The sequence below is a fragment of the Vogesella mureinivorans genome (assembly GCF_007644035.1).
GTDB lineage: Bacteria > Pseudomonadota > Gammaproteobacteria > Burkholderiales > Chromobacteriaceae > Vogesella > Vogesella mureinivorans.
In genome coordinates this window covers 1-22,109 of record NZ_VMTV02000178.1, presented here as the reverse complement: position 1 = coordinate 22,109, position 22,109 = coordinate 1, and the positions used below count along the sequence as shown (strand labels likewise).

15 protein-coding genes and 1 rRNA gene are annotated in these 22,109 nt (G+C 60.3%); 13 read left to right on the top strand and 3 right to left on the bottom strand.

The features are described from left to right. The first annotated feature begins 135 nt into the window (after nucleotides 1-135). The 6 genes from FLQ44_RS06455 (at nucleotide 136) to speA (ending at nucleotide 8,951) form a co-directional block, all read left to right on the top strand. Complete coding sequence (locus tag FLQ44_RS06455) at nucleotides 136-1,923, top strand: GGDEF domain-containing protein (RefSeq protein ID WP_240801199.1); 1,788 nt, start codon at nucleotides 136-138, stop codon at nucleotides 1,921-1,923. Nucleotides 1,924-2,411: 488 nt separating this feature from the next. Next, nucleotides 2,412-3,545, top strand: a complete 1,134-nt coding sequence (locus FLQ44_RS06450) for an ABC transporter ATP-binding protein (RefSeq protein WP_147693606.1) — start codon at nucleotides 2,412-2,414, stop codon at nucleotides 3,543-3,545. 11 nt (nucleotides 3,546-3,556) lie between these two features. Next, nucleotides 3,557-4,474 (top strand): ABC transporter permease subunit, encoded by a 918-nt coding sequence (locus tag FLQ44_RS06445; protein ID WP_147693605.1) that lies wholly within the window; start codon nucleotides 3,557-3,559, stop codon nucleotides 4,472-4,474. Then, a complete protein-coding gene (locus FLQ44_RS06440; RefSeq protein ID WP_147693604.1) occupies nucleotides 4,467-5,318 on the top strand; it encodes an ABC transporter permease subunit in 852 nt (283 codons plus the stop codon). The genes FLQ44_RS06445 and FLQ44_RS06440 overlap by 8 nt, the downstream gene beginning before the upstream one ends. 107 nt (nucleotides 5,319-5,425) lie before the next feature. Further along, nucleotides 5,426-6,715 carry an NAD(P)/FAD-dependent oxidoreductase gene (locus FLQ44_RS06435; protein ID WP_147693603.1) on the top strand — a complete coding sequence of 430 codons (1,290 nt, stop codon included), beginning with the start codon at nucleotides 5,426-5,428 and terminating at the stop codon, nucleotides 6,713-6,715. A 355-nt stretch (nucleotides 6,716-7,070) separates the two neighbouring features. Further along, nucleotides 7,071-8,951, top strand: coding sequence for an arginine decarboxylase (gene speA / locus FLQ44_RS06430; RefSeq protein ID WP_147693602.1), 1,881 nt, complete (start codon nucleotides 7,071-7,073; stop codon nucleotides 8,949-8,951). 88 nt (nucleotides 8,952-9,039) lie between these two features. On the opposite strand, the gene FLQ44_RS06425 is transcribed toward speA, so the two are convergent. The 3 genes from FLQ44_RS06425 to FLQ44_RS06415 form a co-directional block, all read right to left on the bottom strand. After that, entirely contained in the window at nucleotides 9,040-10,515 is a 1,476-nt protein-coding gene (locus FLQ44_RS06425; protein WP_147693601.1) for a methyl-accepting chemotaxis protein, read from the bottom strand. 209 nt (nucleotides 10,516-10,724) lie between these two features. Next, nucleotides 10,725-12,815 carry a phosphate acetyltransferase gene (gene pta / locus FLQ44_RS06420; protein WP_147693600.1) on the bottom strand — a complete coding sequence of 697 codons (2,091 nt, stop codon included), beginning with the start codon at nucleotides 12,813-12,815 and terminating at the stop codon, nucleotides 10,725-10,727. Between the two features lie 9 nt (nucleotides 12,816-12,824). Beyond that, complete coding sequence (locus FLQ44_RS06415; RefSeq protein ID WP_147693599.1) at nucleotides 12,825-14,015, bottom strand: acetate kinase; 1,191 nt, start codon at nucleotides 14,013-14,015, stop codon at nucleotides 12,825-12,827. Nucleotides 14,016-14,481: 466 nt separating this feature from the next. On the opposite strand from FLQ44_RS06415, the gene FLQ44_RS06410 reads away from it, so the two are divergent. From FLQ44_RS06410 to FLQ44_RS06380, 7 genes are all read left to right on the top strand, one after another. Next, entirely contained in the window at nucleotides 14,482-15,591 is a 1,110-nt protein-coding gene (locus tag FLQ44_RS06410) for an aromatic ring-hydroxylating oxygenase subunit alpha (protein ID WP_147693598.1), read from the top strand. A 70-nt stretch (nucleotides 15,592-15,661) separates the two neighbouring features. Continuing rightward, nucleotides 15,662-16,189 (top strand): hypothetical protein, encoded by a 528-nt coding sequence (locus FLQ44_RS06405; protein ID WP_147693597.1) that lies wholly within the window; start codon nucleotides 15,662-15,664, stop codon nucleotides 16,187-16,189. Nucleotides 16,190-16,193: 4 nt separating this feature from the next. Next, nucleotides 16,194-17,048, top strand: coding sequence for a DMT family transporter (locus FLQ44_RS06400; protein ID WP_147693596.1), 855 nt, complete (start codon nucleotides 16,194-16,196; stop codon nucleotides 17,046-17,048). Then, complete coding sequence (locus FLQ44_RS06395) at nucleotides 17,048-17,878, top strand: DMT family transporter (RefSeq protein ID WP_240801198.1); 831 nt, start codon at nucleotides 17,048-17,050, stop codon at nucleotides 17,876-17,878. Before FLQ44_RS06400 ends, FLQ44_RS06395 begins: the two co-directional genes overlap by 1 nt. 91 nt (nucleotides 17,879-17,969) lie before the next feature. After that, nucleotides 17,970-18,326, top strand: coding sequence for a SpoIIAA family protein (locus tag FLQ44_RS06390; protein WP_147693595.1), 357 nt, complete (start codon nucleotides 17,970-17,972; stop codon nucleotides 18,324-18,326). Nucleotides 18,327-18,468: 142 nt separating this feature from the next. Further along, nucleotides 18,469-20,778 (top strand): Tex family protein, encoded by a 2,310-nt coding sequence (locus tag FLQ44_RS06385; protein ID WP_147693594.1) that lies wholly within the window; start codon nucleotides 18,469-18,471, stop codon nucleotides 20,776-20,778. Nucleotides 20,779-21,094: 316 nt separating this feature from the next. Then, nucleotides 21,095-22,109 (top strand): 16S ribosomal RNA (locus tag FLQ44_RS06380); the annotation flags it as partial.

The following is a 22,109-nucleotide window of genomic DNA, read 5'->3' as shown; positions in this document are numbered from 1 at the left end:
CTATGCTGCTGTTTTCTCCATTCTAGGCAATTTCATCTGGCCTGCGCGGGCAATGCAGCTTGGGCGGCGGGGCGGTCTGCATTATCTGTCACAAATACCTACTAAAGTGCCGTGGTACTCGATAGCAGGTTCACCATGAATACATGTCTTGATGATGTGACGCACGCCATGCCACAGCCCGCCCCTAGCCGCCTGCTGCTGGAGAAAATTATCCGCGAAGGCCTGGTGCAGGTTGTGTTCCAGCCCATTGTTTATCTGGCTTCTGGCGAGCTGGTGGGTTACGAGGCGCTGGTGCGCGGGCCGTCCGACTCCATTCTGCATTCCCCTGTGGCCTTGTTTGCCTACGCGGCCGAGGCAGGCCTGTCTGCCGTGCTCGATCAGGTATGCATGGCCGTGGTGTTGCGCGAGTTTGCCCGGCAGCAGCTACCCGGCCAGCTATTCATGAACGTGATGCCAGATACGCTGCTGTGCGAAGACCTGACGGTAGATGGGCTGCTGGGTATGCTGGCGGTGAGCGGCGTGCCACCGGAGCGGGTGGTGCTGGAGCTCACCGAAACACGCCCCAATGCCGGCTACCCTGTGCTGCGCAAAGTGGTGGATGCCTTGCGGGCTAGCGGCTTGAGGCTGGCGTTGGATGATTTGGGTGAGGGGTATTCGAACTTGCGGCTGTGGAGCGAGCTGGGCCCGGAACTGGTCAAGCTTGATAAGTACTTTGTTCAAAATATTCACCAGGACCCGATAAAACTGCAATTTGTCCGCTCGCTGGTCGATATGGCACGTGCCGCCGGCTCTACCTTGGTGGCCGAAGGCGTAGAGCAGGCCGAAGAGCTGGCGGTGCTGCGCGACCTAGGCGTGCTGATGGGGCAGGGCTATCTGATGTCGCGCCCGGTGGCCAAGCCGGGCAAGGCCACGCGCTACACCCTGCCAGGCTATGCCCCGGTCAGGGTTGGCCGCACGCTACCGCAGGCGCGCAGCCTGCTGCTGCCGGTGCAGGCCCTGCCTGATACGGCCAACTGCGAGCAGGCCTATCGGTTGTTTGCCGACCAGCCCGACCTGTTTGCCATACCGGTGCTGCGTGGCAGCCGGCCGGTGGGGCTGCTGTCGCGCCACCATGTGCTGGAATCGTTTGCCAAGCCATTCAGCCGCGAATTACTGGCCAAGAAATCCTGCATGACCCTGGCCGATGGCGCGCCGCTGGTGGTGCCCGCCGATCTGGATATCCAGACGCTTTCCCACCGCGTGGTGGCGGCCGACCGCCGCCATTTGCTGGATGGCTTCATCATTGTGGAAGAAGGCCACTATCTGGGCATGGGCACAGGCCACGACTTGATGCGGGTGATCAGCGAGCAGCAGCTGTTGGCCGCACGCTATGCCAACCCGCTTACCGGCTTGCCAGGCAATGTGCCCATTAGCGACGAGGTGGCGCGCTTGCTGGACGAAGGGCGCAGTTTTGCTGTGGCCTATGTCGACCTGGATCACTTCAAGCCTTTTAACGACCAGTACGGTTATGGTGCAGGCGATGACATGATTCGCCTGTTAGGCACCATTCTGGAAGCTGCAGTGGACAGCGCGCGTGATTTTGTCGGCCATGTTGGCGGGGATGATTTTGTGTTGTTGTTGCAAAGCTGCAACTGGGAGCTGCGTTTGCAGCGCGTATTGCAACAATTTGATCAGAGCGTGCTGGCGCTGTTTTCCGAGGGCGACCGCCTGGCCGGCGGGTTTTGCGTGGCAGACCGCGAGGGGCAGGTGCGGTTTTTCCCGCTAACCAGCGTGTCTATCGGGGTCTTGCAGGTTAGGCCGGGCTTTTTTGCCTCGCACTATGCGGTGGCGTCCGCCGCGACTCAGGCCAAAAAAATGGCGAAAAAACAGGATGGTAGCGCTATTTATATCGAAAATGATGTCATGGCCGCAGTAATGCATTAAAAGTGGCCAGCTGTTGGAAGGATTAAACGCACGGGCTGGTGAGCGGCCTGTGTTGCGGTGCCCATCCGCTAAAATCGGGCATCTTGCTGTGGTGTCAGCATTTTTGTGCTGCGCCGCGGCATTTTTTTGCTTCTCGTGCTGCGCTGGCCCGACTTTTGCATGTGTGTTGTCAATTTTATTAAACATCGGCTAATCTGGTCTGGCTGCAAGGCTGGCGGGCATCATTCTGGTGCGCGAGAGGTGTCATGTTGCCCTGCTGATGGCTGGTTGGCCGCGTGCTTGCTGTATGTGGCGTGCCACTTGTCATCGGGGATAAAGCCAGGTTGCCAAGGTAAAAAAGTGCTGTCGTGTGCCTGCTGGCAGTAGCGTTTGTGCCCTTGGGCATATTGCATGCCGGGTTGGCCGCAGGGTAGGGTTGGGTTTGGTCGTTTTGAAACGGCAGAAGTGAACATTACAGGGGGTGAGCAACACCCTCGCGAGGAAAAATCATGGTGGAAACTGTCAAACAGGCTGCGGCATCCGCACAAGGCGCGCCGTATCTGCGTATTGCCAATGTGGTGAAGAAGTTCGGGGATACCACGGCAGTAGATGGGGTAGATCTGGATATCCGCAAAAACGAGATTTTTGCCCTGCTGGGCAGCTCCGGGTGTGGCAAGTCCACCCTGCTGCGCATGCTGGCGGGTATGGAGCGGCCAACCTCCGGCAAGATCATTCTGGATGGCGAAGACATTACGGCACTCGCGCCCTACGATCGCCCCATCAATATGATGTTCCAGAGCTATGCGCTGTTTCCGCACATGAGCGTGGCCGACAACATCGCGTTTGGCCTGAAGCAGGACAAAATGCCCAAGGGCGAGATCGACGCCCGTGTGGCCGAAATGCTGGACCTGGTGCAGATGCGCAAGTACGCCAACCGCAAGCCCTTCCAGCTGTCTGGCGGCCAGCAGCAGCGCGTGGCGCTGGCGCGCAGCCTGGCCAAGCGGCCAAAACTGCTGCTGCTGGACGAGCCGCTGGGTGCACTGGATAAAAAACTGCGTCAGCAAACCCAGCTGGAGCTGGTGAATACGCTGGAGCAGGTGGGCGTAACCTGCATCATGGTGACGCACGATCAGGAAGAAGCCATGACCATGGCCACGCGCATCGGCATCATGAGCGAAGGCCAGCTGCTGCAGCTTGGCAGCCCTGCCGAAATCTACGACTACCCGAACTGCCGCTTCACTGCCGAATTTATTGGCGATACCAATATGTTTTCCGGCCCGGTGGTGGTGGACGAGCCCGACAGCGTGGAAATCGACTCGCCCGAGCTGGGTAGCCGTATCCATATCGACCACGGCATTACCGGCCCCAAAGGCATGCAGGTATGGGCGAGTATCCGCCCGGAAGACGTACACCTGGATGTGGTGCCGCAGCCGGCAGGCCCGAACGTGGCGCGTGGCGAGGTGCACGACATTGCCTACCTGGGCAGCTTCTCGGTGTACCACGTGAAGCTGGCCAGCGGCAAAGTGGTGAAATCCATGGTGGCGGCCAACCATTGGTACGAGAACAGTATTACCCCGCCTACCTGGGGTGACACCGTTTATGTGAGCTGGCGCCCAGACATGCCCGTTGTGCTGACCCGGTAAGGAGTAGCGTGATGAATATGTCGCGACTGATGCGCAAACTGAAGCCAGGCAAAGGGGCGGTCATTGCCGTGCCGTTTTTCTGGCTGTTGCTGTTCTTCCTGGTGCCGTTCTTCATTGTGCTGAAGATCAGCTTTGCAGAGCAGGATCTGGCCATTCCGCCGTTTACCAGCCTGCTGCAGGTGGAAGATGGCGTCTTGCAAAGCCTTAGCCTGTACTTTGGCAACTTTCACTTTATCTTTACCGATGGCCTGTATGCGGCAACCTATCTGTCGTCGCTGAAGGTGGCATTCTTCACCACGGTGATGTGTCTGCTGCTGGGCTACCCCATTGCCTACGCCATTGCACGTGCCGACCCGGCACGCCGCAACGTGCTGCTGATGCTGGTGATGCTGCCCTTCTGGACGTCGTTCCTGCTGCGCGTGTACGCCTGGATGGGGCTGCTGAATGAAACCGGCCTGATCAACAACTTCCTGATGTCGATCGGCCTGATCAGCGAGCCGCTGCACCTGTTCCATAACGACTTCTCGCTGTATCTGGTGATGGTGTATGCCTATCTGCCGTTCATGATCCTGCCGCTGTTCTCGCACCTGGTAAAAATGGACATGCGCCTGCTGGAGGCCGCGGCCGACCTGGGCGCCGGGCCGATCAAGGCTTTCCTGACCATTACCCTGCCGCTGTCCAAGAACGGCATTATCGCCGGCTCCATGATGGTGTTCATTCCGGCAGTAGGCGAGTTCGTGATCCCCGAGCTGGTGGGCGGTACCGATACGCTGATGATCGGCAAGGTGCTGTGGAACGAGTTCTTTGATAACAACAACTGGCCGATGGCGTCTGCGGTAGCCATCATCATGGTGCTGATGCTGATCGTGCCGATCGCGCTGCTGCATCGTTACGAGACGCGCGAGCTGGAGGGTAAGGGCAATGCATAACAAACTGTCGCCATTCCTGAAGGGCGTTCTGGTGGTGGGTTTTCTGTTTTTGTACATTCCCATCGTCAGCCTGATCGTCTATTCGTTTAACGAATCCAAGCTGGTTACCGTGTGGGGCGGCTTTTCTACCAAGTGGTATGTATCGTTGTTCAACAACGAGCAGATCATGTCGGCGGTGAAGCTGTCTATCCAGATCGCCCTGGCCAGTGCTTTGGCTGCGGTAGCGCTAGGCACCATTGCCGGTTTTGTGCTGGCACGGTTCAAGCGCTTTCCTGGTAGCACGCTGTTTGCCGGCATGATGACGGCACCGATGGTGATGCCGGAGGTGATTACCGGCCTGTCCATGCTGTTGCTGTTCATTTCCTTGCAGCAGCTGATCGGTGTACCTAGCGAGCGCGGCTTTATTACCATCTGGATAGGTCATACCACGCTGTGCATGGCCTACGTGGCGGTGGTGGTGCGTTCGCGCCTGCTGGAAATCGACCAGAGCCTGGAAGACGCCGCCATGGACCTGGGCGCGCGGCCACTGAAGATCTTCTTCGTGATTACGCTGCCGCTGGTGTCGCAGGCCATTGCCTCGGGCTTCCTGCTGTCGATGACGCTGTCGCTGGACGATCTGGTGACCACGGCCTTCCTGTCCGGCCCGGGCTCTACCACGCTGCCGCAGGTTATCTTCTCCAAAGTGCGCCTGGGGCTCAACCCCGAGATCAACGCGCTGGCCAGTATTACCGTACTGGTGGTGGGGGTGGTGGTACTGCTGGCGAACTACCTGATGCTTAATGCGCAGCGTAACCGCGACAAAGCCATTGCCGCCGCCATGCGTGAAAGCGGCGCGCACAGCTAAGGTGTGATGTTGACCCGACGGCGGTACCTCACGGTGCCGCCGTTTTTCATGCCCGCCGCCTTGCCATGCAGGGTTGGCCGCATTCACTGTTTTGTATCGAGGTCCTTATGCTCTCGTTTGCCCATCAGCCACACGCGCCTTCCTACTACGCCGCCACCGCCACCCCGTGGCTGCCTGCACCGGCTTTGCAGCGTGATGTGGAATGCGATGTCTGCGTGGTAGGTGGCGGCCTGGCCGGGGTGTCGGCTGCGCTGAACCTGGCCGAGCAGGGCTTGCGCGTGGTACTGCTGGAAGGCTCCCACATCGGCTTTGGCGCCTCCGGCCGTAATGGCGGGCAGGTCATTGCCGGTTATGCCTGCGATATGGACACCATCAAGGGGCAGCTGGGGCTGGCTGCGGCGCAGCGTTTCTGGCGGATGTCGGTGGAGGCCATCGAGATCATCGAACAGCGCGTGCGCCAGCATCAGATCGACTGCCAGTGGACACGCGGCTTTTGCAATGTGGCCGTCAAGCCCGCGCACCTGGCCGCCTTGCAAGACTGGCAGCGCGAGTTGGCAGACCGCTACGACTACCCGCATGGCGAGCTGTGGGGCAAGGAAAGGTTGGCCGCAGTGCTGGGCTCCAGCCGTTATCAGGGCGGTTTGTTCGACCCCTTGTCCGGCCATATCCATCCCTTGAACTACCTGCTGGGGCTGGCCCGTGCGGCGCGTGAGGCGGGTGTGCAGATCTATGAGCAGACCCCGGTGCAAGCCTTCCGTGCCGGCGAGGCGCCGCTGGTGCAATGCGAGCAGGGCACGGTGCGCTGCCGCCAGCTGGTGCTGGCCTGCAATGCCTATCTGGGCAAGCTGGCGCCATCGCTGCAAAGCCGCATCATGCCGGTGGGCACCTATGTGATCGCTACCCAGCCGCTGGGCGAGGCGCGGGCGCGTAGCCTTATCGCCAACAATATGGCGGTATGCGACACCAATTTTGTGCTGGATTACTACCGCCTGTCTGCCGACCATCGCCTGCTGTTTGGCGGCAAGGTCAGCTATTCCGGCCGTGCGCCACGCCAGCTCGCGCAGGCCATGCGTGCCGACATGCTGCGCGTGTTCCCGCAGCTGGCCGATGTGGCGGTGGATTACGCTTGGGGTGGCTTCTGCGACATCACCCTTAACCGTGCACCGGATTTTGGCCGCCTGGCACCCAATATCTACTACGCCCAGGGTTTTTCGGGCCATGGCGTGGCCAACACTGGCTTGGCGGGCAAGGTGATTGCCGAGGCCATTGCCGGAGATGATAGCCGCCTGGCGCTGTTCGAGCAGCTGCAGCACCGCCGCTTTCCCGGTGGCGCCTTACTGCGTACCCCCGCGCTGGTGCTGGGGATGGCGTGGTACCGTTTGCAAGACTATCTATAGGCATGTAGCCGGCTGGCCTTTGGTGCAAGCCGGTGCTGGCGGGTGTTGAATATCATGCACGTGGCCGATGCCTGTTTTTCTAGGCTATCCGGGTGCATCAGTTAAAAAACATTCATGTGAAACCGTTATGCTGGGCAGGAGCGCGGTAGCTTGACAGGCTGGGTGTTAATTAAAATCAACGCCCAAAAATTGTACTTGTCAAGCTGTGTGATGTTGCTAAAATCCGCGCTCGTTTTTGCGGCACCCGCCGCGCACTGCGCGCTCCGACATCCCAGGCCCACATGAAGCTTTCCAGCCCGAAAGCCGCGCACTAAGGAGCAGTTTCCATTTATTGCATAACTAGGGAAATCCTTTCATGGCTTGGACTGTGGCGGATAGCCGTAGCCTGTATGGCATACGGCACTGGGGCGCTGGCTACTTTAATGTCGGCGAAAATGGCTGCGTAAAAGTACGCCCGAATGTACATCAACAACGCGAAATCGACCTGTTCGAGCTGGCGCACACGCTGGGCGATCGTGGCCTGGACATGCCGCTGCTGGTGCGTTTCCCCGATATTCTGCAAGACCGCGTAACCCGCCTGTGTCACGCCTTCAATAATGCGATTGCCAGCCAGGACTATGGCAACCGCTACACCGCTATTTACCCGATCAAGGTGAACCAGCAAGAAGCCGTGGTGAAGAGCATCATCGCCACCCAGGACGTGTCCATCGGCCTGGAAGCCGGCTCCAAACCGGAGCTGATGGCCGTATTGGCACTGGCGCCCAAGGGCTGCACCATTGTGTGCAATGGCTATAAAGACCGCGATTTCATCCGCCTGGCACTGATGGGCCAGCGCCTGGGCCACGAAGTGTTCGTGGTGATCGAAAAAGAATCCGAAGTGGATTTGCTGATCCAGGAAAGCGCCAAGCTGGGCGTGAAAGCCAACCTGGGTCTGCGTGTGCGCCTGTCTTCGCTGGCGTCCAGCAAGTGGGCGGATACCGGCGGCGAAAAGGGCAAGTTCGGCCTGTCCGCCGCGCAGCTGATCTCGGCGGTGGACAAGCTGGTAGCGGCCGGCCACGGTGACAATGTGCGCCTGATGCACTTCCACATGGGCTCGCAGATTGCCAACATTGCCGATTACCGCGCCGGCTTCCGCGAGGCTATCCGTTACTTTGGCGAGCTGCGCGCCCTGGGCCTGCCGGTAGACCACGTAGACGTGGGCGGCGGTTTGGGTGTGGACTACGACGGTACCCACTCGCGTAACGCCAGCTCCATCAACTACGACATGGACGAATACGCCAGCGTGATCGTTTCCATGCTGTCCGAGTTCTGCGACGAAAACGGTATTCCGCACCCGCGCATCCTGTCCGAGTCCGGCCGCGCCATGACGGCGCACCACGCCGTGCTGCTGGTCAACGTGACCGACGTGGAGCGCCTGCCCGACACCATGCCGCATATCGAGGACCTGTCGGCTTTGTCGCGCCCGGTACGCAAGCTGGTGGAGCTGATGAACCTGACCGACGCGGAAATGGTCACCGAAACCTACTACCGTGCCAGCCACCTGGTGTCCGAAGCGTCCGATATGTACGCCGAAGGCCGCCTGACGCTTAAAGAAAAAGCCATCGCCGAGCAGGTGCACGCCGCACTGTGCCGCCGCCTGCAGGCGCAGCTTACCGCCAGCCAGCGCAGCCAGCGCCAGGTGTACGACGAACTGACCGACAAGCTGGCCGACAAGTACTTCTGCAACTTCTCGGTGTTTCAGAGCCTGCCGGATACCTGGGCCATCGACCAGGTGCTGCCCATCATGCCGATTCACCGTCTGGACGAGCAACCTACCCGCCGTGCCGTGCTGCAAGACCTGACTTGCGATTCGGATGGCAAGGTGAAGCAGTATGTCGACCAGCAGAGCATCGAAAACAGCATGCCGGTGCATGAGGTAAAGGCAGGGGACGAGTACCTGATCGCCGTGTTCATGGTGGGGGCGTACCAGGAGATCCTGGGTGATATGCACAACCTGTTCGGCGATACCGACTCGGTGAACGTGTACGTGCGTGAAGGGGGCAAAGTGACTTTCGAGGGCGTGGAAGAGCACGACACCATCGAGGACATGCTGCGCTACGTGCACTTGTCGCCAGAAGAGATCCTGAACCGCTACGAGTCCAAGGCGCGGATGGCAGGGCTGAACCAGGAAGAGCGCTCCAGCTACTTTGCCGAGTTCTGCCGCGGCCTGAAGCAGTCGTCCTACCTGAGCGTGTAAGCCAAGGTTGGCCGCATGCGGCCAACCTTGCCCTGCCAAGCAAAAAGCCACGGTGTTGCCACCGTGGCTTTTTGCTTGGCGGGTGCCGCTAGGTGGAGGCCTTGAACAGCTTCACGCTTTCGCCCAGCTCCGCCATCAGGCTATCCAGGCGCTCGGTAGCCTGGGCAATGGTTTCCGCCTCGCCGGACAGGCTGCGCGTGGCCTCGCCCACGGCGGTGATATTGCCGGTAAAGCGGCTAAAGCCCTGGTTTTGCGACTCCTCGGCTTGCGATACATCGCGCAGCAGCTGAATCAGGCGATGGGTGTCCTGGATAATGCCGGCCAGGCGTTGCTGGGCATCGACCGTGTTTTCGCGCCCGCTGCGCATCTGCGCGTTGCCGTCACGAATGGCGTCGATGGCCTGGTTGGTGCCATCCACAATCAGGCGGATTTTGGACTCGATATCCAGCGTGGCGTGCTGGGTGCGCTCGGCCAGCTTGCGTACCTCGTCCGCCACCACGGCAAAGCCGCGGCCCATCTCGCCGGCGCGGGCGGCCTCGATGGCGGCGTTCAGCGCCAGCAGGTTGGTCTGGTCGGCAATGTCACGGATCAGCTGCACAATGCCGCTGACTTCGGCGCTGCGCTGCCCCAGGTCTTCCATGCGCTCGGCGGCACGGGCAATCACCTCGCCCGCCTGGTTCAGCTGGCTGACGGCTTTGTCCATGGCCTGGCCGCCACCATTGGCGGCTTCACCGGCGTGCACCGCCATGCTGGTAGCGGTTTGAGACTGGCTGGCGTTCTGCGCGGTCACGGCGGCCATGTTCTGGGCGGCGCCTACCATGTCCTCAGCGCGCTTGCGCTGCTCGCTCATGGTGCGGGCAATCATTTGCGTACTGCTGGCGATGTCACGGCTTTCGCTGCCGGCAGCCTGTAGAGAGCTGGTGACCTGGGCCATCATTTGTTTCATGGCGGCAGTGGCGTGCTCGGCCTCTTCCCGTGCGGCCTCCAGCTTTTCGAATGTGCGCGTCTTGGCGCGATCGTAGGCCAGTGCCAGGGTCAGCACCACCAGCGACAAGCCGATCAGGGATTTGGCTTGCAGCTTGGGTAGCTCTTCCTGCGGGATGGGCGTGGGGGGGATGTCGCCTGCGGTGGACAGGCCGTACATCAGGCCGATCATCAGAAAGGTAACCAGCGTCCACACCACGCCTGCGGTGCGGCCACCGACAAAAATGGCGGCAAACGGAATGCAGGCAAACCACATCACACTAGTGGACATGATGCCGCCGTTGACATACACCATCCATGCCACCATGGAAAACATGGTCAGTATGGTGTATTGGGCCACGGTGCGCAGGGCACCGCTGAGCTTGAGCAGAAAGGGGCCCAGCAGCATCAGCACCCCGCCCAGCACAATGCCGTGCGCCATGGCATCGTGGTGCAGCTTGTAATAGGAAATGGCAAACAGCGGTGCAATCGTACCTGCCAGCAAACCGACGCTAACGACGGTGCGGGCGCGGATCAGGTTATCGGGAACTTGCCTGAGTTGATCGGAAATGAACCACTCGGTAAAGGTGTGTAGCGACATTTTCCATCCTCGTTGTGTCGTGCTGAGCTGCGCCAGCTTTAAAAAGTATAGTTGTTTTTTTAAGGGTTTCCGTTTGATGCTAAAACAGTTGTTTTAATTGAACAAGCACGAGCTTGGTTTGCAGAATCTATCGACAGCGTTTATGCAAAAGGCAATGAAAAAACCCGCAGCGGCAGTGCCGGTGCGGGTTGAATGTCAAAGGTTTAGCGCTAGTGCTGGTGCAGCTGTTCGGCTTGTATGGCGGTCAGGGCGATGGTGTAGACAATGTCGTCAACCAAAGCGCCACGCGATAAATCGTTTACCGGCTTGCGCAGGCCTTGCAGCATCGGGCCAACCGATACCACGTTGGCCGAACGCTGTACGGCCTTGTAGGTGGTGTTGCCGGTGTTCAGGTCGGGGAAGACGAACACGTTGGCGCGGCCGGCTACCGGGCTGTCCGGTGCTTTCTGGCGGCCTACCGACTCCACGCTGGCGGCGTCGTACTGCATCGGGCCGTCGATCAGCAGGCCCGGGCGTTTTTCGCGGGCAATGCGGGTGGCTTCGCGCACTTTTTCTACGTCGTCGCCACTGCCAGAGCTGCCGGTAGAGTACGAGATCATGGCCACGCGCGGCGGGATGCCAAACGCCGCAGCCGAGTCGGCCGACTGGATGGCAATGTCGGCCAGCTCTTCGGCGCTGGGGTCCGGGTTCACGGCGCAGTCGCCGTACACCAGTACCTGATCCGGCATCAGCATGAAGAACACGCTGGAAACCAGCTTGGCATCCGGGGCGGTCTTGATCAGCTGCAGGGCAGGGCGGATGGTGTTGGCCGTGGTGTGTACGGCGCCGGATACCAGGCCATCCACTTCGTTCAGGGCCAGCATCATGGTGCCCAACACCACATTGTCTTCCAGCTGGCGCTCGGCCATTGGGGCGCTCAGGCCTTTGCTCTTGCGCAGCTCCACCATGGGGGCCACGTAGCGGCTGCGTACTTCGGCTGGCTCCACGATTTCTACGCCTTCCGGCAGGCTGATGCCCTGTGCCTCGGCCACTTGCAGGATCTCGGCGCGCTCGCCGATCAGCACGCAGTGGGCAATGCCTTTTTCGTGGCAGATGGCGGCGGCTTTGACCGTGCGCGGCTCATTGCCTTCCGGCAGCACAATACGTTTGGCCGCGTGGCGGGCTTTTTCCATCAGCTGGAAGCGGAACGCTGGCGGCGACAGGCGTTTTTCACGCGTCTGGCCAATGCGCTGCTGCAGCTGGGCCGTGCTCAGGCGCTCGGCCACAAACGCGACGACGCGTTCCATGCGCTCCAGGTCGTCGGCGGGTACCTGGCGGCTCATGGCGGCGATCAGCGTGGTGGTGTCCAGCGTGTTGGTGTCGATGGACAGCACCGGCAGGCCGCTGGTAAAGGCTTTGTGGCACAGCTGCTGGATGCGCTCGTCCGGCTCGGCATCGCAGGTAAGCAGCAGGCCGGCCAGTGGCACGCCGTTCAGCGTGGCCATGGCGGTGGCCAGAATGATGTCTTCGCGGTCGCCGGGGGTGATGATCAGCGCGCCGGGTTTCAGCAGGTGCACGATATGCGGCACGCTGCGGGCCATCACCGACATGCTGCGGACGCGGCGGCGGGTAAGCTGGCCAGCGTGTAGCAGCTTGGCTTTCAGGTAGTTGGCTACGTCCAGCGTGCGCGGTGCCATCAGCTCCGGCTCCAGCGGGATGCCGCCCAGGCAAGGAATGCGGCGCTTCTGGATCAGCTGGCTGGATTCGGCAATCTCGGCGGCCAGCTGCTTGATGCTCTGCTCGCTATCTACCCGGTTCAGGATGTAGCCGGCAATGGCGTGGCTGCGGCTGCCAAAGGCCTGAATGGCGATTTCCAGCTTTTCTGCCAGCTCGTGGCTGGGCTGGGTGTTGGCCGCACCCACCAGAATGATGTCGCATTGCAGGGTGCTGGCCAGCTTGCTGTTGATGTAGGTGGTAAACACGTGTTGCTGGTCTTGTACCAGGCCTTCCACGATCACCACGTCTACATCTTGCGCGGCTTGCTGGTACAGGCTGACGACTTCTTCCATCAGCTGGTCCAGTTGGCCTTGGCTCAGCAAGTGCTCGGCGCGCTCCATCGGCAGCGGCTCGGGGGCGTTCAGGTGGCACAGCTCGCGGGCAAAGTGCGTGGAGCGCTCCGGCTCGTTCGGGTCCAGGCCTTGGGCGATGGGCTTGACGAAGCCTACTTTCAGGCCGTCTTGCTCCAGTGCGCGCACCAAGCCCAGCGACACCGAGGTAAGGCCAGCGTCAAAGCCGGTCGGTGCAATCAGAAAAGTGTGCATGGCGTGTCCTTATTTGCCCTGTGTCAGTGCAGCGGTATCCAGCGCAATCATCAGCTCTTCATTGGTATTGACGACCACGGCAGCGGTGCTGTCGGCGTGGCTGATGCGGCCGCTCTTGCCACGGAAGGCGGCATCGTTGGCCGCAGCATCCAGCTGGAAGCCCAGGAAAGCCAGCTTGCCCAGCACATTGGCGCGCACGAAGGGCGAGTTTTCGCCGATGCCGCCGGTAAACAGCAGCACGTCGATACGGCCCAGTGCTACCACCATGGCGGCGATCTGCTTGGCCAGGCGGTAGCAGAACACTTCCATAGCAATAATCGCACCCGCGTGGCCGTTGGCCGCGGCTTCTTCCAGCTCGCGGCAGTCGCTGGACAGCTCGGACAGGCCCAGCAGGCCGGATTGCTTGTTCAGCAGGGAGGTAATGCCGTCCACGTCGGTGTTCAGCGCGCTAGCCAGGTAGCCAAACAGGCCCGGGTCGATATCGCCGGAGCGCGTGCCCATCACCAGACCTTCCAGCGGCGTCAGGCCCATGCTGGTATCCACCGACTGGCCGTTCAGGATGGCGGCGACCGAGGCGCCGTTACCCAGGTGGGCGCTAACGATGGCGCTGTTGTGCAGCGGCAGGCCCAGCATGGCGGCGGCTTCGCCAGCGACAAAGCGGTGGCTGGTGCCGTGGAAGCCGTAGCGGCGCACGCCGTGCTCGCGGTACAGCGCCATCGGTACGGCGTACAGATAGGCGTGCTGCGGCATGGTTTGGTGGAAGGCGGTATCGAACACGGCGACCTGCGGCAGGCCGGGGAAGCAGGCCTGTGCGGTGCGGATGCCCAGCAGGTTGGCCGGGTTGTGCAGCGGGGCCAGGCGGGCGCAGTCCTCAATGGCGGCCAGCACGCTGTCGTCAATCAGGGTGGAGGCGTGGAAGTTTTCGCCGCCGTGTACCACACGGTGGCCAATAGCAGTAATGCTGCCCGTCAGTGCGCGCTCGTCCAGGTAGGACAGGATGGCTTTCATGGCGCCGGCGTGGTCGCCCTGTGCCAGTGTCAGCTCTACCTTCTGGCCAGCCTGTTTGAAGGTGATGCAGGCGCCGGCCATGCCCAGTTTTTCTGCCAGGCCACTCAGGGTGGTTTCCTGGGTGTGGGCGTTGATCAGGGCGAATTTCAGCGACGAGCTGCCGCAATTGATGACGAGAGTGTGGGTGGTCATGTTCTATCCGTTAGCAGTAAGACATCATGGATGAGTCTGTGCTGGTGTTGCGTGTTCTTTTTATAGAGTGTTTGCACGGTTTGCGTAGCACTGCCGCAGTCGTGCAGGGGGCGCATTATCCTTGTTTGTGATGCATTGCACCATAGGGAAGTTCCTTATCGGCTGCGGCAGGGTAGTATTTCAGCCTTGTCTGACAACATCATGAAAGCAAAAGGGTTTTTGCGCGAAATTTTCAAAGACGCCATTTTGGGTAATTTCGATGGTGCAATCCCTTGACTTGGCACAAAATCCCCGGCAAAAAATACTTGCCCCATGGGGGGATTTGGCCCACAATCCCGCCCCTGAACATTTGGGTGTTGCTTTAAAAGCCCCTGTTCTACCAATGTTTTTTTAATAGCTCTCCGTAAACTCGTTAAGAGCGAGATTCGGCTGGTCTTATATCTTCTTCCACGGAGGTGTGGGAATAATGTCTGATCTGGCTTCGTCCCAGTTGCTCAAAGCATCTGCTGCGCAGTTGCCTGTCTTTACTTACTTTGACCCGGCTTATTACGAGCTGGAGCAAAAAACCCTGTTTGCCGATGCCCCGCAATACTATGGCCACGCGCTGATGGTGCCCAATGCGGGCGACTATCACACGCTAGGCTGGCAGGGCCACGGCAAAATGCTGAAAAATGTCGATGGTGACATCAAGCTCATTTCCAATGTGTGCCGCCACCGCCAGGCCCTGATTTACAAAGGCCGTGGCAATGGCAACCACATGGTGTGCAACCTGCACGGCTGGACTTACGACGCCGAAGGCAAGCTGCTGGGGGCGCCGCATTTCCCCGAAACACCTTGCCTGAACCTGAACCAGACCGAGCTTACCGGCTGGAACGGCCTGCTATTTGACGCCAAGCGCAATGTGCAGCGCGACCTGGAAAAACTGGGTGTGGCCAAGCACATGACGTTTGAAGGCTTTGCCTACCACCAGTCGTTTACCACCGAATACGACTTCAACTGGAAAACCTTTATCGAGGTGTACTCGGAGGATTACCACGTTGACCCGTTCCACCCGGGCCTGGGCAATTTCGTGAATTGCGCCGACCTGAAATGGGAATGGGGTGACCAGTACCACGTACAGACGGTGGGCGTAAAAAACCGCCTGGCCCGCTCCGGTAGCAAGGTATACGGCAAGTGGCACGAAGAGGTGCTGAAGCGTTACGCCGACCAGCAGCCGGAATTCGGTGCCATCTGGCTTACCTACTACCCCAACATCATGGTGGAGTGGTACCCGCATGTACTGGTGGTGAGCGTGGTGATACCGCGTGGCCCGGAAAAGTGCACGGTGATTACCGAGTTTTACTACCCGGAAGACATCATCTGGTTTGAGCCCGATTTTATCGAGGCCGAGCAAGCGGCTTACTTCGAGACGGCGGTAGAGGACGACGAGATTTGCCAGCGCATGCACGAGGGCCGCAAGGCGCTGTGGCTGCGTGGCGAAAGCGAAGTCGGCCCGTATCAATCGCCCACCGAAGACGGCATGCAGCACTTCCATGAATTTTACCGTCGTCTGATGGGTGAACATCTGGCTGGCTAATACACCGTCTTATGCGGCACAATACCAAGGCGCGGATATCCGCGCCTTTTTGCTTGCCCATCCACTGCCTATGCCTGCCTGCCGTTGCTGGCCCTTGTTGGCCATCCTGCTTTCATTTCCCCTGGTAGTACACGCTGCGCCTTACCGCCACGCTGGCCTGGGGGTGACGCTGTCCGTGCCCGATGGCTGGAAGGTGCGGCCCGCGCCTGGCGGTGGTTTGCGCGTGGTGCCACCCGCCATGGAAGACCGCGAGCGCAGTGGTGTGGCGGTCACCGTCTGGCGCGAGCGCCTGCGCGGTAGCAGTGCGCTGGAAAGGTTGGCCGCACGGCACAAGAAAGCGCAGGGCGCGCGCGAGGCGGCGATCCGCGCCCAGCTGGACCGCAAGGCCGGGCGGCTGGTGCTGGAATACCGCGAAGGCGAGTATGTGCAAAGCGGCTTGTGGATTGTCCGCCAGCATTTAAAAGTGGTGCAGCAGGATGGCCGGCAGGGCGTGTTTGCCGAGTGCGTGGCCAATGCGTCCGAGTATCACCGCTACCGCCGCGCATTTGCAGATATCTGCCTGGGGATGACTGTGCGCCCCGTTGCGGCGCGGGGTTAGCACCATGGCTAGCTGGTTTGCACGTTTGGGTTCGGCCTGGATGGTGATCGCAGCAGCCAGCCTCGCCTGCATGAGTTTGCTGGCCGCCATGACCAGCCAGCATCTCGGCGCTATTGAGATCTTGTTCTATCGTACGGCTATTGGCCTGGCGGTGCTGCTGGTGCCGGTGTTGCTGGGGCGCGAGCGTGTGGCGACCGTGCATTGGCCGGCGCACTGTCGCCGCAGTATTGCCGGCTATCTGTCCATGGTCATGCTGTTTTATGCGCTGACCCACCTGCCGCTGGCGACAGCGGTGACCTTGAACTACACCTCGTCGCTGTCTTTTGCCGTGTGCTGCGTGCTGCTGCGCGGCGAGCGCCTGTCCCGGCTGGTGAAGCTGGCGCTGCTGCTGGGCTTTGTCGGCATCGTGCTGATCTTGCGGCCAACCTTTCACGCCGGACAGTGGTTGCCTGGCCTGGTGGGGCTGCTGTCGGGCGCGGGGGCCGGGCTGGCGTTGTTTCATGTGCGCGAGCTGGGCGAGCTGGGCGAGCGCCCAGCCGTCACCGTATTCTGGCTGTATTGTTTGTCCACGGTGTGTGGCCTGGTATGGGTCATGCTGCAAGGCGGCTTTACCCCGCTTACGCTGCCAGATCTGGTGGCGCTGCTGGGTGTGGGGCTGCTGGGCTTGCTGGGCCAGCTGGCCATGACGCGGGCCTATAAGGAAGGGCGCAAGTTTGTGGTGTCCAGCCTGGCGTATCTCACCGTGGTGTTTTCTGCGCTATTGGGCGTGGTGTTTGGCGGCCAGCTGCTATCTGTGGGGGCCGTGCTGGGCATGTTGATGATTATTGGCTGCGGCATGTTGGCCGCGAAGGGTTCGTAGTGGGTGGTGCGTGGTGGATGGTGCTGGCGGCGGCCAGCTTTGGTGCGATGGGCGTGTTTGTCAAGCTGGCCTCGGCCACGCTGGGTACCGTGGAGCTGGTGTTCTGGCGTACAGCGTTTGCGGTACTGGTGCTGGGTGGGGTGGCGCTGTTGCGCCGGCAGCACTTTGCCACGCCGCTGCTGGGCCAGCATTTCAAGCGTGGCATGCTCGGCTATGTATCGCTGCTGTGCTACTTCTACGCCATTAGCCATTTGCCGCTGGCCACGGCGGTCACGCTGAACTACACCTCACCCATGTTCCTGGCCTTGCTATCGGTGCTGTTGCTGGGCGAGCGCTTGCCGCGTATTGCTGTGGCGGCCATGGCGCTGGGCTTTGCCGGTGTGGTGCTGCTGTTGCGGCCAACCTGGCATGAGCTGGGCTGGTTGTCTGGTGTGCTGGGTTTGCTATCCGGCCTGCTGGCCGGCTGGTCTTACCTGCATGTGCGGGAGCTGGGGCAAGCGGGCGAAGCCGAGTGGCGCACCGTGTTTTACTTTGCCCTCATTTCTACCCTGGGTGGCCTGCTGCTGATGCAATTTCAAACCTGGCACCCGTTGACGGCGGCCAACCTGCCCTGGGTGCTGGGCCTGGGGGTAAGCGCCATGGTGGCGCAGCTGGCCATGACCCGCGCCTATAAGGTTGGCCGTAAGCTGCTGGTGGCCAACTTGTCTTATCTGACGGTGGCGTTTTCCGCGCTGTTCGGCGCCGTGCTATGGCAGCATTGGCTAGGCTGGCAAGAGCTGGCTGCCATGAGTTTGATTATTCTCAGCGGCATTCTGGCCAGTCGGCGCTAGAATGAAAACTGACTAAACCAACAGACACCGGGCCGCGCCAGCACAGGGCAGGGCGCAAGGGGGCAAGGTGTCGTAGCGTAAGGAGCACAGCATGATTTCCATTCGCGAGCAGGACTATGGCCTGGACGTGGCGCTGTTTAACGAGTTCACCCTGGCGGATTTCAAACTGCTCGAGCAGGCACTGCTCAAGCGCGCTGCCGAGCAAGGCAAGCCGGATGTGCTGCTGGATCTGTCCGGCATGAAAGACTTCACGCTGGATATGGCGCTGGAAGAGGTACGTTTCATGCGCGCGCATGAAAACGACTTCGGCCGCTTTGCCATTGTGGCAGACGACGTATGGGTCAACCTGGCCACCCACCTGTCCGGCTTGCTTACCCATGCGCGGGCGCAATACTTTGAAACCATTGAAGAAGCGCAAGCCTGGCTACTCGGCCCGCAAGCACTGTAGGCGCTTTTGCCTGGCCATCGCGGCAGCCCTGGTGGCTGCCGTTTTTTATTGCCATGCGCGCTGGCGGCCGTTTCGGCCTTGATTTTCCGGTGCATGCCGTTACAGTAGCGGCTTCCGTTTTCCCAGCAAGAACAAAAAAAGCATGTTGAAAAGTATCGCCAGCCGCCTTGCGGCAGAGCTCGCTGTGCGCGAGGCCCAGGTCACCGCTACCGTTAACCTGATTGACGAAGGCGCCACCGTCCCGTTTATTGCCCGTTACCGTAAAGAAGTCACCGGCGGGCTGGACGACACCCAGCTGCGCCTGCTGGCCGAGCGCCTGGTGTATCTGCGCGAGCTGGACGATCGTCGCGATACCATCCTCAAGAGCATCGCCGAGCAGGGCAAACTCACCCCGCAGCTCGAGGCCGCGCTGTACGGTAGCGACAACAAGACCCAGCTGGAAGACCTGTACCTGCCGTATAAGCCCAAGCGCCGCACCAAGGCCCAGATTGCCCGCGAAGCCGGCCTGGAGCCGCTGGCCGATAGCCTGTTGGCCGACCCCTCGCAGCTGCCAGAGCAAGCCGCTGCTATCTATATCGACAGTGCCAAAGGGGTAGAGGATGCCAAGGCCGCGCTGGATGGTGCGCGTGCCATCCTGATCGAGCGTTTTGCCGAAGACGCTGAGCTGCTGGGGCAGCTGCGCGAAAAACTATGGAACGAAGGCGAGCTGGCCGGCAGCGTGGTGCCGGGTAAAGAGCAAGAGGGCGCCAAGTTTGCCGATTACTTCAACCATCGCGAAGCCATCAAGACCACCCCGTCGCACCGCGCGCTGGCACTGCTGCGCGGCCGCAACGAGGGCGTGCTCAGCGTGGCGCTGAAATACCAGCCGGATGAAACGCCCATCACCCAGCGTTCGGCCTACGAAGAGCTGATCGCCGCCCGCTTTGGTGTCAAGGATGCCGGCCGCGCCGCCGACAAGTGGCTGCTGGACGGTGTGCGCCTGTGCTGGCGCGCCAAGATTTTCCTGTCGCTGGAGCTGGAGCTGGTGTCGCGCCTGAAAGACGCCGCCGACGCTGACTCCATCAAGGTATTTGCGGCCAACCTCAAAGACCTGCTGTTGGCCGCACCCGCCGGCCCGCGTGCCACATTGGGGCTGGACCCGGGCTTGCGTACCGGCGTAAAAGTGGCGGTGGTAGACAATACCGGCAAGCTGCTGGAAACCACCACCATCTACCCGCACGAGCCGCGCCGCGACTGGGAGCGCTCCATTGCCATACTGGGCGCGTTGGCGCATCGCCATCAGGTAGACCTGATCGCCATTGGTAACGGCACCGCCAGCCGCGAAACCGACAAGCTGGCGCAAGACGTCATCAAGGCCTTCCCGCAGCTAGGAATGACCAAGATCGTGGTCAGCGAAGCCGGCGCGTCGGTGTATTCCGCCTCCGAGCTGGCAGCTAAAGAGTTTCCCGACCTGGATGTCAGTCTGCGTGGTGCGGTGTCCATTGCCCGCCGCCTGCAAGACCCGCTGGCCGAGCTGGTCAAGATCGACCCCAAATCCATCGGTGTGGGCCAGTACCAGCACGACGTCAACCAAAGCCAGTTGGCGCGCAGCCTGGATGCGGTAGTAGAAGACTGCGTCAACGCCGTGGGTGTGGATGTCAACATGGCCTCCGTGCCGCTGCTCACCCGTATTTCCGGCCTCAACAGCACGCTAGCGGCCAACATTGTGGCGCATCGCGATGCCAACGGCGCCTTCAAATCACGCCGCGAGCTGCTCAAAGTCAGCCGCCTCGGTGACAAAACCTTCGAACAAGCAGCAGGCTTCCTGCGCATCGGCAATGGTGATAACCCACTTGACGCGTCGTCGGTCCACCCGGAAGCCTATCCTGTAGTAGAAAAGATCGTGGCCAAAACCGGCCGCCCGGTAAAGCAGATCATCGGTGACTCGGCCTTTATCAAAGGGCTGCGTGCAGCAGACTACACCGATGAGCGTTTCGGCCTGCCCACCGTCATGGACATCCTGAAAGAGCTGGACAAGCCCGGCCGCGACCCGCGCCCCGAGTTCAAGACCGCCACCTTCCAGGACGGTGTCGAAGACATCAAAGACCTGCAGCCCGGCATGATTCTGGAAGGCGTAGTCACCAACGTGGCCAACTTCGGTGCGTTTGTCGATATCGGCGTGCATCAGGATGGCCTGGTACACATCTCGGCACTGTCCAATAAATTCATCGACGACCCGCGCAAGATAGTGAAAGCGGGTGATGTGGTGAAAGTAAAAGTGCTAGAGGTCGATGTCCCGCGCAAGCGCATTGCCCTCACCATGCGCCTGGATGACGAAGTTGGTGCCACCTCGCGCAGCAGCGGTGCGCCGCGCAGCGAGCCGCGCCGCCAGGGCGGCCGCCCGCAGCAAGCGCCCGCCGACCTGGGCGGTGGGGCTATGGCAGCGGCGTTTGCCAAGCTGAAGAAGTCCTGACCGTATCGTAAATGCACTAAATCAAAAGTTGGCCGCCTGCGGCCAACTTTTTTGCTTTTTGCTGCCGTTTCAAATCAACACCTTAAGCAAATACTTGCAGTTTATTGCTGTGCAAGTATTGACGCCCTTCGCCCGTCTGGGTATAGTTCGCCTCCTCAGCTGACGACGCAAACGAAACAAGCCAGTCAGCACCGCTCTTTAACAGACCAAATAACCGATAGGTGTAAGTGTCTGGCTAAGCCAAATACTTGCACTGCAAAGATTTAGAGAAACGATGTTTCTTTGAACTTGCGTGCCAAAAAAATTGCTTGAGATTGAACTGAAGAGTTTGATCCTGGCTCAGATTGAACGCTGGCGGCATGCTTTACACATGCAAGTCGAACGGTAACAGGGAGCTTGCTCCGCTGACGAGTGGCGAACGGGTGAGTAATGCGTCGGAACGTGCCGAGTAGTGGGGGATAACGCAGCGAAAGTTGTGCTAATACCGCATACGTACTGAGGTAGAAAGTGGGGGACCTTCGGGCCTCACGCTATTCGAGCGGCCGACGTCTGATTAGCTAGTAGGTGAGGTAAGAGCTCACCTAGGCGACGATCAGTAGCGGGTCTGAGAGGATGATCCGCCACACTGGGACTGAGACACGGCCCAGACTCCTACGGGAGGCAGCAGTGGGGAATTTTGGACAATGGGCGAAAGCCTGATCCAGCCATGCCGCGTGTCTGAAGAAGGCCTTCGGGTTGTAAAGGACTTTTGTCGGGGAGGAAATCCCCAGCGCTAATACCGCTGGGGGATGACAGTACCTGAAGAATAAGCACCGGCTAACTACGTGCCAGCAGCCGCGGTAATACGTAGGGTGCAAGCGTTAATCGGAATTACTGGGCGTAAAGCGTGCGCAGGCGGTTTGATAAGCCAGATGTGAAATCCCCGAGCTCAACTTGGGAACTGCGTTTGGAACTGTCAGACTAGAGTGCGTCAGAGGGGGGTGGAATTCCGCGTGTAGCAGTGAAATGCGTAGAGATGCGGAGGAACACCGATGGCGAAGGCAGCCCCCTGGGATGACACTGACGCTCATGCACGAAAGCGTGGGGAGCAAACAGGATTAGATACCCTGGTAGTCCACGCCCTAAACGATGTCAATTAGCTGTTGGGGGTTAGAATCCTTGGTAGCGTAGCTAACGCGTGAAATTGACCGCCTGGGGAGTACGGCCGCAAGGTTAAAACTCAAAGGAATTGACGGGGGCCCGCACAAGCGGTGGATGATGTGGATTAATTCGATGCAACGCGAAGAACCTTACCTGCTCTTGACATGTACGGAATTCTGCAGAGATGTAGA

Excerpts from the sequence above, each read along its gene's own strand:
- FLQ44_RS06400 (WP_147693596.1), top strand. The coding sequence starts at position 16,194 with ATGGCTAGCTGGTTTGCACGTTTGGGTTCGGCCTGGATGGTGATCGCA.
- FLQ44_RS06415 (WP_147693599.1), bottom strand. The coding sequence starts at position 14,015 with ATGACCACCCACACTCTCGTCATCAATTGCGGCAGCTCGTCGCTGAAA.
- FLQ44_RS06390 (WP_147693595.1), top strand. The coding sequence starts at position 17,970 with ATGATTTCCATTCGCGAGCAGGACTATGGCCTGGACGTGGCGCTGTTT.
- FLQ44_RS06410 (WP_147693598.1), top strand. The coding sequence starts at position 14,482 with ATGTCTGATCTGGCTTCGTCCCAGTTGCTCAAAGCATCTGCTGCGCAG.
- FLQ44_RS06450 (WP_147693606.1), top strand. The coding sequence starts at position 2,412 with ATGGTGGAAACTGTCAAACAGGCTGCGGCATCCGCACAAGGCGCGCCG.
- speA (WP_147693602.1), top strand. The coding sequence starts at position 7,071 with ATGGCTTGGACTGTGGCGGATAGCCGTAGCCTGTATGGCATACGGCAC.
- FLQ44_RS06385 (WP_147693594.1), top strand. The coding sequence starts at position 18,469 with ATGTTGAAAAGTATCGCCAGCCGCCTTGCGGCAGAGCTCGCTGTGCGC.
- FLQ44_RS06435 (WP_147693603.1), top strand. The coding sequence starts at position 5,426 with ATGCTCTCGTTTGCCCATCAGCCACACGCGCCTTCCTACTACGCCGCC.
- FLQ44_RS06405 (WP_147693597.1), top strand. The coding sequence starts at position 15,662 with ATGCCTGCCTGCCGTTGCTGGCCCTTGTTGGCCATCCTGCTTTCATTT.
- pta (WP_147693600.1), bottom strand. The coding sequence starts at position 12,815 with ATGCACACTTTTCTGATTGCACCGACCGGCTTTGACGCTGGCCTTACC.
- FLQ44_RS06445 (WP_147693605.1), top strand. The coding sequence starts at position 3,557 with ATGAATATGTCGCGACTGATGCGCAAACTGAAGCCAGGCAAAGGGGCG.
- FLQ44_RS06440 (WP_147693604.1), top strand. The coding sequence starts at position 4,467 with ATGCATAACAAACTGTCGCCATTCCTGAAGGGCGTTCTGGTGGTGGGT.
- FLQ44_RS06425 (WP_147693601.1), bottom strand. The coding sequence starts at position 10,515 with ATGTCGCTACACACCTTTACCGAGTGGTTCATTTCCGATCAACTCAGG.
- FLQ44_RS06455 (WP_240801199.1), top strand. The coding sequence starts at position 136 with ATGAATACATGTCTTGATGATGTGACGCACGCCATGCCACAGCCCGCC.